The sequence below is a fragment of the Rhodoferax lacus genome (assembly GCF_003415675.1).
Classification (GTDB): Bacteria; Pseudomonadota; Gammaproteobacteria; order Burkholderiales; family Burkholderiaceae_C; genus Allorhodoferax; species Allorhodoferax lacus.
In genome coordinates this window covers 181,968-194,275 of record NZ_QFZK01000004.1, presented here as the reverse complement: position 1 = coordinate 194,275, position 12,308 = coordinate 181,968, and the positions used below count along the sequence as shown (strand labels likewise).

The following is a 12,308-nucleotide window of genomic DNA, read 5'->3' as shown; positions in this document are numbered from 1 at the left end:
TTATTTTCCTTTGGCTTGCAGCAGCGTGTTGAGGCGCGGGAACACGCGGCGCACGTTGCCTTCATAAATCTGGAAGCGGTCATCGTCATTCAGAATTTTGGACGATTCGATGTAGCGCTTGGTGTCGTCGTAGTAGTGGCCGGTCTGCGGATCAATGCCGCGCACCGCGCCAATCATCTCGGACGCAAACAGCACGTTCTTTACCGGGATCACGGTGTTGAGCAGGTCGATGCCGGGCTGATGGTAGACGCAGGTGTCAAAGAAAATGTTGTTCAGCAGGTGCTCTTCCAGCAGCGGTTTTTTCAGCTCTTGCGCCAGACCGCGGAAGCGCCCCCAGTGGTAGGGCACCGCGCCGCCGCCGTGCGGAATCAGGAAGCGCAGGGTGGGGAATTCCTTGAACAGGTCGCTGGTCAGGCACTGCATGAAGGCGGTGGTGTCGGCGTTCAGGTAGTGCGCGCCGGTGGTGTGGAAGCAGGCGTTGCAGCTGGTGCTCACATGGACCATGGCGGGGATGTCGTACTCCACTATCTTCTCGTAAATGGGGTACCAGTGCTTGTCGCTCAAGGGGGGTGAAGTCCAGTGGCCGCCGCTCGGGTCCGGGTTCAGGTTGATGCCGACGTTGCCGTATTCCCTGATGCACTTTTCCAGCTCGGAAATGCAGGTGGCCGGGTCCACACCCGGAGACTGCGGCAGCATGGCCACGGGCACGAAGTGGTCGGGAAAGAGCTGGCTCACGCGGTAGCAGAGCTCGTTGCAAATGGCAGCCCAGGTGCTCGACACATTGAAGTCACCAATGTGGTGGGCCATGAAGCTGGCGCGGGGCGAGAACAGGGTGATGTCGCTACCGCGCTCCTTCATCAGGCGCAGCTGGTTGAGCTCAATGGTCTCGCGCAGTTCGTCGTCGCTGATTTTCAGGTCCGAGACTTTGGGCATGGCCGACGGATTCTTGATGCCAGCGATCTGGGCATTGCGCCAGTTCTCCAGCGCCTTGGGGGCCGTGGTGTAGTGGCCGTGGCAGTCGATGATCAATGGTTTCTTCATGTGCTCCTCTGTGTTTGCTTGTTGTGTGGGTGTTGGTTCAGGCGCGTGCGGGATCCATCCCCTGCTGGCGTATGGTGTCTGCCGCCTGCGCTGAGTTCAGGAACTGCAGCAAGGCCCGCGCCTCGGGCTGGTGGGGCGAAGCCGTGTCGATGGCAGCTGAAAACGTGGTGGTGATCTGGATGGCCTCGGGCAGGTTGCCCAAGAGCGTGATACCACGCAGGTGCATCAGCTCGCTGAGCTGCTGAAAGCCCAGCTCCACTTCGCCACTGGCCACCAGACTGCCCACAGGCACGCCGGGTGGAGCGGTCACGATGCGGCCCTGCAGTTGCCCGGTGATGCCCCAGTCCTCAAACAGTTTGGCCAGTGCCACGCCACTGGGGCCGGTGGAGTAGCTGATGTTGCGCGCAGCCAGAACGGCCGCGCGGACAGCTTCTGCAGTGGAGATGTCGGGCCTGGGGGCACCCGCCTTGACGGCCAGGGCCACACCGCTATGTGCCAGGTCGACCCGGGACGCGCCATCCAAGTGGCCTGCGGCCACCAGCTTGTCGATGGCGTCACTGGCCAGGAAAACGATGTCAAACACCTCACCGGCGCGCACCCGCTTGGCCGCATCCACACCGCCCACCGACTCCAGTTGCAGCTCACTGCCGCCCTGCTTGGCATACAGGGCCAGCAGCACCGTCAGCAACTGGCGCGTGGCCATGGACGAGATGCCTTTAAGAACAGGTACAGGGGCTGAGTGCGCAGGGGAATTCATGCGGGACATTGTGGCCAGACGCACCCCTTCCGTGAAGACCGGCTTCGCTCTAGCAGATATTGCAATTAAGCATAATCAGGGGCCCGATATCCGGGCGATTTCCGAGACTCTCGCTATGGACCTCAAACAACTGGAATACTTTGTGCGCGTGGCCGAACTGGGCAGCTTTACGCGCGCCGCGATTGCGCTGGACGTGGCACAACCGGCCTTGAGCCGACAGGTGCGTCTGCTGGAGGTTGAACTGCGGCAAACCCTGCTGACGCGCAACGGGCGCGGTGCCACCCCCACCGAGGCGGGCCAGCTGCTGTTGGCCCATGGCCGGGGCATATTGCACCAGGTGGAGCGCGCGCTGGAAGAGCTGGGCCGAGTTCGCGGCTCACTGGCCGGCCACGTGGCCGTGGGCCTGCCCACCAGCCTGGCCAGGGTGCTGACGGTGCCGCTGACCCGGGCATTCCGCCAGCACTTGCCCGATGCCAGCATTTCCATCAGCGAGGGGCTGTCGGTTGCCATGCGCGAGTCGCTGATCAATGGGCGGCTGGACATTGCAGTGCTCTACAACCCCCAGCCCGGCAACGAAATCGAGATCCGTCCCCTGCCGGACGAGACGCTGCTGCTGGTGCAAAAACGCACACCCGGCATGCCGGAGCCAGAGGGCCCGATTGCACTGCAGGAGATTGCGCAATTGCCGCTGGTGATTCCCAGCCGCCCCAATGCGATACGGATGCAGGTCGAATCGGAAATGGCCACGATCGGGTGCCGCCCCAAAATTGCCCTGGAGATTGACGGCGTGTCGGCCATCCTGGACCTGGTGGTTGATGGTGCGGGCAGTGCCGTGCTGTCACGCAATGCGGTGGCCAGTTACGCGCGGCCCGAAGAGCTGGCGGTGCGCCCCATCCATGCGCCCGAACTCAAGACCCGGGTGGCACTGGCGACCAGCTCGCTGCGGCCCAGCACGCTCACGCAGCAGGAGACACTGACACTCATACGCCAGACCATGGAAGCCGTCTGCAAGACGGACGTTTGATTCACTGACGTCGCAAGGCAAAAAAAAGGGGCCCCGTAAAGGGCCCCAAAACCTTGGATTGTCCGAATTGCTGTTTAGAACGCGGTGCGCAGACCCAGTTGCACAACCGTCTTCTCGCTGATGTAGTCCTTGAGGTCGCCCACGGCGGTGGAGACACCGGCGTACACATAGGTGTCCTTGCCCAGGTCATGGCGAACGGCGGCGGCGATCTTGCCAACATTGGCAGTCGCGCCGGCAGCGCTTTCGTAGGTCATCAGGGTGTAGTTCACACCAACCACATCGGCTGTGCCCACGGGCACTTCAGCACCCAGTGTGTAGCCGCTGAGCTTGGTGAAGGCGAAGGCACCGCTGGGGCCCGTCACGGTGTTCAGGTAGCCGCCGGCGGTGCCGTTGCCAGCCGTGGTGGTGAAGTCGGTGGTGTTCTGCAGGCCGCCCAGGAGCTTGAAGCTGCCGAAGTTGTAGTTGGCGCTCAACGACACCACCTTGTTGGTGTTGTTGCTGGTGGTGCGGTCCTTGTTCCACTCGTAGCTGCCACCAATGTTCAGGGGGCCACTGGCGTACACGGCGCGCACGCCGTAGAAGTCGTCAGACGTGGTCTCGCCAGGCGCGGCCTGGATGGCGGCGGTCAAACCAGAGAATGACGGGGTCTGGTACTGCAACACGTTGTCTGCGCGCGAGGGGTTCAGGAAGTAAGGCAGCGCATTCTTTACATCGGTTACTTTGGTGGTGGGGTTGGTCACCAGCGCATTGCCGAAGGGGTTGCCCATGCCGATGACGGAGTCGCTGAGCACGTACTGGCGGCCGATGCGCAGCTCGCCCGCGCCTTCCTTGGCCAGCGACACAAAGATCTGGCGGCCAAAGGCCAGGCCACCTTGACCGGCAGCGCCGTTGTCAACGTTGACACCGGCTTCCAGCTGGGCACCGATGGTAAGGCCAGCGTTCAGGTCTTTCTGGGCCTTGATGCCCCAGCGCGAACCGTTCAGGCCATTGGTCACGCCGTCCTGCAGCACCAGCTTGTTGCCCGCGGCACCGGTGCCGTTGGACAAGTCGCCAGCGGAGTAGTTGGACAGGTTGATGTCCAGCAGGCCGTACATCTTGACGGAGTCTTCGGCGCTTGCGACACCGGCCAGTGTGATGAGGGTGAGGGCCACGAGGGGCTTGGTCTTGAATTGCATGGTTTCTCCAGATATTGATGAACTGTGGATTTGCTACGCACTGCACCGATTCACAATGCGCCGCTCTCCTGCAACTAATGTACGAACTGGTACGTTTCTTAAATAAGGGGTTAACCCTCGAAAACTGGAGAGGAAAAAAGCTAGCTGTTATGCCGTTTTTTTCTAGGTGCAGGTTCCGACTGGCACCTGCATCTGACGCCGGCAATACAAATGCTCAGTGCGGCGGCAGCCAATGGGCTGGCATCCAGGCCAGATACAGACCTATCGTGGCAAAAGACATGACAGTAGCCACCAGCAGGGCTGCAGAGCACAGGCGCTCATGGCCGTGGCGCTGGGCCAGCACGGGGTAAATGCTCATCATGGGTACCGCTGCAAACAACACGGCCGCCGTGCCCAGCAAGAGGTTGGCCGGCGGAAACACCAGCACCAGGACCAACACGCACAGCGGATGCAAGACCAGCTTGCCCAGCACGATCAGGGCGATGTCGCTGCGGATGCCGCTCAGGCGCAGGCCCACCAGCGAGCCACCGATGACAAACAGGGCCACGGGCGATGTGGCGCTGGCTGTCATGGCCACAAACTTGTCCAGCACCTCGGGCATCTGCAGGCCGCTGGCAGACACCATCAGGCCGGCCACCATGGCCACGATCATGGGGTTGCGCGACAGGTTCACCAGGTTGGCCCTGAGCATGGGCCCCAAGCGCGCGCCGCCCTCGCCGCCTTGGGCATCCGCCAGCGCCAGGCCCAGCGGAATCACCAGCAGGTTTTCCACCAGCGCGCACAGGGCCAGGGCCAGTCCCGCCACCGGGCCTATGACCTGCACCGCAATGGGATAGCCCAGGAACATGCTGTTGGAGCCTGATGCCCCCAGGCCCTCCAGGGCGGCAAGCGCAAACGGGCGGCGCAGCACGCGGGTAGCAAACAGCATCACCAGCGCCATGGAGGCCAATGAGCCCAACGCATACACGGCCAGATAGTCCGGGTTGAACACGGCGCCCAGGCTCTGGTGCGAGATGGATTTGAACAGCAGCGCCGGCACACCGACTCGCACCGTGTACTTGCCCAGGGTGCGTACATCGGCCGGCTCCAACCAGTCCAGCCGCACGGCGAGGTAGCCCAGGGCTATGCCCAGGTAGATGGGTAACGTGACGGCAAAAACGTAGTCCATGCGCGGGCGATCTGCAGGGCTGCGCTCAGTAATGCAGGGTGGCGACCGCGCGCAGTTCTTCCGGCGTGGCAACCGGCAAACCGAAATACTCCAGGTAGGCCGGGATCTGCTCGAACAGCATGTCCGAGCCAATCTGGAAGCGGCAGCCGCGCGCCTTGGCAGCGTCCAGAAAGGCCGTCATCTCGGACTTCATCACCACTTCGCCCACGAAGGTCGAGGCTGCAATGCGGTCCACATCCATGGGCATGGGGTCACCCGCATTCATACCCATGGGCGTGGCGTTTACCACCACGTCAAAGCCGACCGGGTCCTTGCTGCCGGTGCTGACTTCTAGCGCGGGATAGTGTTTTTGCAGGCGCTCGGCCAGGCCGGTCTGCGATGCGGCATGGGGATCGAACAGGGCAATGGCTGCAATGCCGGCCGCCGCCAGGGACGCCGCAATCGCCGAGCCCACGCCGCCACAGCCCACCACCAGCACGCTTGCCCCCTTGAGCACACAGCCCTTGCGCAGCACGCCGCGCACAAAGCCTTCGCCATCAAACATATCGCCCTGCAGCTGTCCGTCCGCGCCCAGGCGCACCGCGTTGCAGGAGCCGGCAATGGCCGCCGTGGGCGACACCTCATCGAGCAGGCCTACGGTGACGATCTTGTGCGGCATGGTGATCAGTGCGCCCCGGATGTTGGAGAGCTTGAACAGGGACCGCAGAAACGCAGGAAAGTCCTCCGGCTTGCAACCCATGGGCACGACGACAGCGTTGACACCGCACTTCTCGAACCATGGGTTGTAGATCATGGGCGCCTTGAAGGCGTGCGTGGGAAAGCCGATGTGGGCGATGAGTTCGGTATTGCCGTTGATGTGCATGGGGTGTTGTTCCATTAGGGATGTGTATCAGGTGGATGCTGCGGCTTCACGCTCGCGCAGCAGGGCCATGGCGGCCAGACGGAAGGGCGCATTGGGTGCGCCATAGCCTGCGTACCCTCCGCGGCGCTGGGTGAATTCAAAGTGGAAGCGGTCATCAAACGGCACCACATACAGCTGGAAGAATTCGGCACCGCCCGGCTCCTGGTCGTACAGGATGCCGTGCTCCCGCATGGCGGCCAGCAGCTCGGGCGCGATATCAAACTTGGCCTGCAGGTCGTCGTAGTAGTTCTCGGCAATCGGCAGCAGTGGCGCGCCCAGCGATTTCAAATGGCGCGCCGTGGCCACAATGTCGGCCACCGCCAGCGCGATCTGCTGCACACCGCCGCCGCGAAAGCGGCTGACCGCGCGCGACACCGAGGTGTTGTCGCGGTCCGAGTTGGTGACCGACACGCGCATGGCCCGGTCAGCAGACTCGATCTCGCGGCTGCGGATCACGCCATAGGGGTCGTGCAGCACGATGTTGCGCTGCGCCGACAGGCCCAGGATGGCGCGGTAAAACAGCACCCAGGGTTCGACCTGGCCGCCGGGCACAGCCTGCACCACGTGGTCGATGGTGGTGCTGGCAGCCACGCTGGCCAGGGCAGTGGTGTCCATCACGAAGTCGGACTCGAAGCGGTGGCGTCCGCCCTCTGGCGCATCGCAGAAATACAGCAGGCTGCCGTCCGGTGCGCGCACCGCCGGAATGCTGAGCTCGCCCTGCCCCAACCGGCCTGCCACGCGCGGGCACAGCAAGGCCTCGGCACGGGCAAAGGCGGCGGCGGTGTCGGTCGTGGCAATGGCCATGGCGCAGGCCGAGGTGCCATGCATCTCGAAGTGGGCGCGGGCCACCGAGTCTTCTTCCAGGTTGAGCACGATGCGCACTTCGCCCTGCCCGTACAGGTCCACCTTCTTGGACTTGTGCTGCCCTATGCGCGCAAAGCCCACGCTGGCCAGCCACGCGCCCAGGCGCACAGCAGCCGCCGGGTCGGCCGCAAACTCCACAAAGCCCCAGCCACTGAAGGCCGGTGGTGGTGGCGGATCAAACAGAGCCACCTTGTAGGACGGCGTGGCCGGTGTGCGGGCCAGGCGGATCTGCTCTTCCAGCCAGAGCAGCGAGCGCTTGGCATCCACCGCATTGCTGCGCGCAGGGGCCGAGCGGAATTCGTCGTTGAAAATTTCCAGCGACAGCGGGCCGGTGTAGCCGGCATCGAGTGCCGCCTTGGTGAAGCCAGTCACATCGAACTCGCCCTGGCCGGGGAAGCAGCGGTAGTGGCGGCTGTGGGTCAGCACGTCGGTGTTCACCCAGGGCGCATCGGCCAGTTGCACAAAGAAGATCTTGTCACCGGGCAGCTGCGCGATGCCGCCGGGGTCATCGCGCAAGGACAGGGTGTGGAAGCTGTCCAGCGCCAGGCCCAGACTGGGGTGCTTGACCCGCTGCACCACGTCCCAGGCCTGTGACCAGAGTTTGACCTTGCTGCCCCAGGCCAGCGCCTCGTAGGCCACGCGCATGCCGCGCTGGCCCGCCAGCTCGGCCAGTTGGGCAAACTGCTCGGCCAGCAGCGCCGGGTCCGACAAGGCATCGGGCTGCACATTCGAGCAGACCAGAATGAGGGAGGTGCCAAGCTCTTCCATCACATCGAACTTGCGCGCTGCCCGCTCCAGGTTGCGCTTGACCTGCGCGGCGCTGTTGCCGTCAAAGTCGCGAAAGGGCTGGAACATGTCGATGGCCAGGCCCAGGTCTTCACACAGGCGGCGCACCTCGCGCGGCGTTCCGGGGTACTGCAGCAGGTCGTTCTCGAAAATCTCGACGCCGTCAAAATGCGCGGCGGCTGCGGCCTGCAGTTTTTCGCGCAACATGCCCGACAGCGAGACTGTGGCGATTCCGTGTTTCATGGTCAGCACTCCGGTGGGCGGGGTTCAGGTCCTGGCTGCGTTCACGGCGGACACTGCCGCACGCAAGGCCAGGGTATAGCTGTCAGCGCCAAAGCCGCAAATCTGGCCGCGTACGATTTCGGCAAACACCGAGTGGTGGCGAAACGCCTCACGGGCATGGATGTTGGACATGTGCAGCTCCACAATCGGGCAGGTCAGAATGGCCAGCGCATCGCGCAGGCCGTAGCTGTAATGCGTCCAGGCGCCCGCGTTGATCAGCACCGCGTCCACGCCCTCGGCAAAACCCTGGTGGATGCGCTCGCACATGGCGCCTTCGCTATTGGTCTGGAAGGCTTCGATCTCGGCGCCCAGCTCCTGCCCCAGCGCCACCAGACCGGCATTGATTTCGTCCAGCGTGATGGTGCCGTACTGGGCCGGATCGCGCTTGCCGAACATATTGTGGTTTATGCCGTGCAGCATCAGTACCTTCATGGAGGCCTCCTTCAAAGGAATATCGAAAGGGGCTGCACTGCCAGCCCGCCGGGCAGCAGTGCAGCCGGTGCGTTTACTTGCGCAGCTTGGCCAGTTCGGCCTGCACCTCGGCAACCACGGGGCCCACCAGGGCGCTGTGCTTGTCGATCACCGGCTTCATCTTTTCACGCAGCTTGGTGAGCTCGGCGGCCGGCAACTGGGTCACAGTCATGCCGTTTTTCTTCAGCAGTTCCAGGTTGGCAGCCACGGAGGCACGCGCCGCTTCGCGCTGGGCTTTGGTGGCTTCGTCGGCCGCATCGTCAATGATCTTGCGGTCGGCTGCAGACAGGCTGTCCCAGACCTTCTTGCTGAAGATCACCGACTGCGGGTTGTACTGGTGGTTGGTTTGCGCCACGAACTTCTGCACTTCCCAGAACTTGTTGGAGGCAATCACGGAGATCGGGTTTTCCTGTCCATCAATGGCGCCCTGCTCCAGTGCCGAATACACCTCGGTAAACGGCATTGGTGTGGGATTGGCGCCCAGGGCCTTGACCCAGTCCACGTTGATGGCGTTGGGGATCACGCGCAGCTTCAGGCCGGCAATGTCGTCCACCTTGTTGATCGCGCGCTTGGCGGTGGTGATATTGCGAAAGCCCAGCTCCCAGTAGGACAGGCCGATGGTGCCCTTGTCCGCCAGCGCGGCGTGCATCTTCTGGCCTATGGGGCCGTCCACAATCGCGTCAGCCTCCTTTTCGTTGTTGAACAGGAAAGGGAAGTCAAACACCTCCAGTGCCTTGACTTCGCTGGCCAGAATGCCGGAATTCATCACCGCCATTTCCACCGTCCCGCCCTTGATGGCCGACAGGGTGGCCTGGTCGCTGCCCAGCGTGCCGTTCAGGAACAGCTGCACCTTGATCCTGCCGGCGGACTTGGCTTCCACCGCGGCAGCAAACTTCTTCATGCCGGCCACTGCGGGGTGGCCCTCGGGGCCGTTCAGGCCGAACTTGAGTGTGCGCTCCTGCGCCGCAGCCAGGCCCACGCTCGCGAGTGCGACGGTGGCCAATAGGGTTTTGATGAATATGCGTTTCATAGGGTGTCTCCTCGACGGTTGTGGGTGGATTTGGATGCACGCTTTCAGCGGAGCCTGTGCGCGGCGTACCCAGACGCGCACAGGACGGTCTTGGCTATTTGTAGAACCAGTGCGCGGGCACCATCACCAGATCGGGGAAGGCCACCATCAGGAACATGATGACGAATTGCGCCACCATGAATGGGACTACGCCCCGGGTCACTTCGTCCATGCTCATCTTGCCGGCGCCGGCCACGGCATTGAGCACGGTTCCCACGGGCGGCGTGATCAGGCCGATGGCATTGTTGATGATGAACATCACGCCAAAGTAGACCGGGTCTATGCCGGCGGCCTTGACCACGGGCATCAGCACGGGCGTGAGCAGCAGGATGGTGGGCGTCATGTCCAGGGCCGTGCCCACCACCATGGTCAGCAGCATGATGGCCAGCATTAGCAGGCGTGGACTGTCCAGGATGGGGGTCAGCAGCTCCACGATCTGGGCCGGCAGGTTGGCCACCGTGATCAACCACGCCGAGACCATGGCCGCAGCCACCAGGAACATCACTACGGCACTGGTCTTGGAAGCCGCAATGAACAGGGGCAGCAGCTGGCTGAAATTGAGTTCACGGTAGACCACGGTGGCCACAAACAGCGAATACACCGCAGCCACCACGGCCGCTTCGGTGGGTGTGAAGATGCCGAACTTCAGGCCAAACACGATGATGAGGGGCAGCATCAGGGCCCAGGTGGCAAGGCGCAAAGCCTCCATGACTTCGGCGGCACTTTTGCGGGGAGGCGGCACCAGGGTTTCCTTGCGCACCAGCCACCACCATGTGGCCACCAGGGACAGCGCCAGCCAGACGCCGGGGAAGATGCCGGCCATGAACAGCTTGGAGATGGACACACCGCCGGCCACCCCGAACACCACAAAACCAATGGAGGGCGGGATGATGGGTGCAATGATGCTGCCCGAGGCAATCAGCCCGGCAGAGCGCGCCTTGTCGTGGCCCGCAGCCACCATCATGGGCAGCAGCAAGGCGGTCAGTGCAGCCGCATCGGCAACTGCAGAACCGGACAGGGACGCCAGGATCACGGCGGCCACAATGGTCACATAGCCCAGGCCGCCCTTGACGTGTCCGACCAGCGCCATGGCGAAGTTGACAATGCGGCGCGACAGGCCCCCAGCATTCATCAACTCGCCTGCCAGCATGAAGAAGGGGACCGCCAGCAGCGAGAAACTGTTGGAGCCTTCGATCAGGTTTTGCGCCAGGATCTGGGCATCGAAGTTGCCCATGTGCACCATCAACGCCACACCGCACAGCAGCAGCGAAAACGCAATGGGCACACCCAGGGCCATGGCGGCCATGAGGGATCCGAGAAAGACGATAACGGTCATGGTGTGGCTCTGCTTCAGTGGGTTTTGGAACTGCCGGTGTCGGCGTGGGGTGACTCTTCCGACTCCTGGATCAGCATGAGGTGGTCGTCATCAATCTGGCCACTGAGCAGCTTGTAGAGGTCCTGCAACAAAATGGGGGCGCCCAGCGCCGAGAAAGCCATGCCGCAGGCATAGAACCAGCCCATCGAGGCCTCCATGACCGGGCTGTCCGAACCCACGTTGAGCTTGAACTGCTCCAGCGAGCCCCGGAACAGCAACCACAGGCAATACAGCATCAGCGCCAGCGACAGGCCCATGCAAATGCGCCGGCCCAAGGGGCCCAACTTGCCCACCAGCATGTCGGTGCCCAGGTGGGCGTTGTCGCGCAGGGCCACCACAGCACCCAGGAAGGTGAGCCATACAAACAACCAGCGCGACAGTTCCTCGGACACGGTAAAGCCGGAGTTGAAGGCGTAGCGCATCACCACATTGCCAAACACCAGCACCACCATCACCAGCAGGGCGGCGGCTATCAGATAGCCTATCAGGCGGCAATAGCCGCTGATGAATTTGTCGATCACGGGGGTCTCCTTGTTTTGGACTACCCCTTAATGTACGAACTGGTTAGTTTTATGCCTTGAGGGTTAACCCTAGATCCACAATCCCGTCGTGACTACCTGTTATACCGATTTGGTTTAGCTGGCACCCCAGCCAAGGGCGCAGACGCTGCCGTGCCCGCGGGCGAATCAGGCCTGGACGAAGCGCAGCACCATGTCGGTGATGCTGGCACGCCGCAGGGCGGCGGCCTCGGCGCTCTGGCGCTTGTTCTTGAAGATCAGGCCAAAGGTGTGCTGGTTGGAGACATTGAAAAAAGTCAGCGCCGAGATGGAGGCATGGATGTCCACCGCATCGAGGCCACGGCGAAAAACGCCCTTTTTCACGCCGCGTTCGTACAGCGCCTGAATCGCCTGGATGGCGGGGATGTTGAGCTCGCGGATGGTCTTGCTCTGCGCCAGGTAGGCACCACGCTCCATGTTCTCGTTCATTACCAGGCGGATGTAGTCTTCGTTGCCGCTGTGGTGATCAAAGGTGAATTCCACCAGGCTGCGCAGGGCCTGCAGGGGCTCCAGATCCTGCAGGTGCAGCTCGCCCTCGATCTGGCGCATGCGCCGGTAGGCCTCCTCCAGCACCGCCAGGTACAGCCCTTCCTTGCTGGTGTAGTAGTAGTAAATCATGCGCTTGCTGGTGCGCGTGGCCTCGGCAATGGCGTCTATGCGCGCGCCGCTCAGGCCCTTGGCAGCAAATTCCCGGGTAGCAACTTTGAGGATTTCGGCCATGGTGCGGGCCGGATCGTTGGTGCGCGTGGCAGCTTGCTTTTTGGCGGCTGGTGCAGCGGGTTTGCGCTTGGCAGCAGGCTTGCGACGTATGATTGAAGGTACCGATTCAGGCATCCGG

The 12,308-nt window shown here is 62.8% G+C and carries 12 protein-coding genes; 1 reads left to right on the top strand and 11 read right to left on the bottom strand.

Translation table 11 applies throughout. From position 1 onward, the window contains the following. Together DIC66_RS08970 and DIC66_RS08965 are read right to left on the bottom strand one after the other, a co-directional pair. The gene (locus DIC66_RS08970; protein ID WP_117176257.1) at nt 1-1,029 is read right to left on the bottom strand and encodes an amidohydrolase family protein; all 1,029 of its coding nucleotides are present in this window, start codon (nt 1,027-1,029) and stop codon (nt 1-3) included. 49 nt (nt 1,030-1,078) lie between these two features. Then, entirely contained in the window at nt 1,079-1,798 is a 720-nt protein-coding gene (locus DIC66_RS08965) for a substrate-binding domain-containing protein (protein ID WP_233505850.1), read from the bottom strand. A 115-nt stretch (nt 1,799-1,913) separates the two neighbouring features. Between DIC66_RS08965 and DIC66_RS08960 the strand changes: the two genes are divergently transcribed. Beyond that, nucleotides 1,914-2,822, top strand: coding sequence for a LysR substrate-binding domain-containing protein (locus tag DIC66_RS08960; RefSeq protein WP_117176253.1), 909 nt, complete (start codon nt 1,914-1,916; stop codon nt 2,820-2,822). Nucleotides 2,823-2,896: 74 nt separating this feature from the next. On the opposite strand, the gene DIC66_RS08955 is transcribed toward DIC66_RS08960, so the two are convergent. From DIC66_RS08955 to DIC66_RS08915, 9 genes are all read right to left on the bottom strand, one after another. Then, nucleotides 2,897-3,997, bottom strand: coding sequence for a porin (locus DIC66_RS08955; RefSeq protein ID WP_117176251.1), 1,101 nt, complete (start codon nt 3,995-3,997; stop codon nt 2,897-2,899). A gap of 214 nt (nt 3,998-4,211) precedes the next feature. Further along, nucleotides 4,212-5,165, bottom strand: a complete 954-nt coding sequence (locus DIC66_RS08950; protein WP_117176249.1) for an AEC family transporter — start codon at nt 5,163-5,165, stop codon at nt 4,212-4,214. Nucleotides 5,166-5,190: 25 nt separating this feature from the next. Beyond that, nucleotides 5,191-6,042, bottom strand: a complete 852-nt coding sequence (locus tag DIC66_RS08945; RefSeq protein ID WP_233505849.1) for a shikimate dehydrogenase family protein — start codon at nt 6,040-6,042, stop codon at nt 5,191-5,193. A 12-nt stretch (nt 6,043-6,054) separates the two neighbouring features. Next, complete coding sequence (locus tag DIC66_RS08940; RefSeq protein WP_117176613.1) at nt 6,055-7,959, bottom strand: bifunctional sugar phosphate isomerase/epimerase/4-hydroxyphenylpyruvate dioxygenase family protein; 1,905 nt, start codon at nt 7,957-7,959, stop codon at nt 6,055-6,057. 24 nt (nt 7,960-7,983) lie between these two features. Beyond that, entirely contained in the window at nt 7,984-8,430 is a 447-nt protein-coding gene (aroQ, locus tag DIC66_RS08935) for a type II 3-dehydroquinate dehydratase (RefSeq protein WP_117176247.1), read from the bottom strand. A 73-nt stretch (nt 8,431-8,503) separates the two neighbouring features. Next, nucleotides 8,504-9,499 carry a TRAP transporter substrate-binding protein gene (locus tag DIC66_RS08930; RefSeq protein WP_117176245.1) on the bottom strand — a complete coding sequence of 332 codons (996 nt, stop codon included), beginning with the start codon at nt 9,497-9,499 and terminating at the stop codon, nt 8,504-8,506. Nucleotides 9,500-9,593: 94 nt separating this feature from the next. Next, nucleotides 9,594-10,874: a TRAP transporter large permease subunit gene (locus DIC66_RS08925; protein WP_117176243.1), complete on the bottom strand. Its 1,281-nt coding sequence runs from the start codon at nt 10,872-10,874 to the stop codon at nt 9,594-9,596. 14 nt (nt 10,875-10,888) lie between these two features. After that, entirely contained in the window at nt 10,889-11,434 is a 546-nt protein-coding gene (locus DIC66_RS08920; protein WP_117176242.1) for a TRAP transporter small permease, read from the bottom strand. 165 nt (nt 11,435-11,599) lie between these two features. After that, nucleotides 11,600-12,304, bottom strand: coding sequence for a TetR/AcrR family transcriptional regulator (locus DIC66_RS08915; RefSeq protein ID WP_117176240.1), 705 nt, complete (start codon nt 12,302-12,304; stop codon nt 11,600-11,602). Between the last annotated feature and the right edge of the window lie 4 nt (nt 12,305-12,308).

What these genes read in the sequence shown, in the direction of transcription:
- DIC66_RS08965 (WP_233505850.1), bottom strand. Translation starts at nt 1,798, where the DNA reads ATGAATTCCCCTGCGCACTCAGCCCCTGTACCTGTTCTTAAAGGCATC.
- DIC66_RS08960 (WP_117176253.1), top strand. Translation starts at nt 1,914, where the DNA reads ATGGACCTCAAACAACTGGAATACTTTGTGCGCGTGGCCGAACTGGGC.
- DIC66_RS08955 (WP_117176251.1), bottom strand. Translation starts at nt 3,997, where the DNA reads ATGCAATTCAAGACCAAGCCCCTCGTGGCCCTCACCCTCATCACACTG.
- DIC66_RS08950 (WP_117176249.1), bottom strand. Translation starts at nt 5,165, where the DNA reads ATGGACTACGTTTTTGCCGTCACGTTACCCATCTACCTGGGCATAGCC.
- DIC66_RS08945 (WP_233505849.1), bottom strand. Translation starts at nt 6,042, where the DNA reads ATGGAACAACACCCCATGCACATCAACGGCAATACCGAACTCATCGCC.
- DIC66_RS08940 (WP_117176613.1), bottom strand. Translation starts at nt 7,959, where the DNA reads ATGAAACACGGAATCGCCACAGTCTCGCTGTCGGGCATGTTGCGCGAA.
- aroQ (WP_117176247.1), bottom strand. Translation starts at nt 8,430, where the DNA reads ATGAAGGTACTGATGCTGCACGGCATAAACCACAATATGTTCGGCAAG.
- DIC66_RS08930 (WP_117176245.1), bottom strand. Translation starts at nt 9,499, where the DNA reads ATGAAACGCATATTCATCAAAACCCTATTGGCCACCGTCGCACTCGCG.
- DIC66_RS08925 (WP_117176243.1), bottom strand. Translation starts at nt 10,874, where the DNA reads ATGACCGTTATCGTCTTTCTCGGATCCCTCATGGCCGCCATGGCCCTG.
- DIC66_RS08915 (WP_117176240.1), bottom strand. Translation starts at nt 12,304, where the DNA reads ATGCCTGAATCGGTACCTTCAATCATACGTCGCAAGCCTGCTGCCAAG.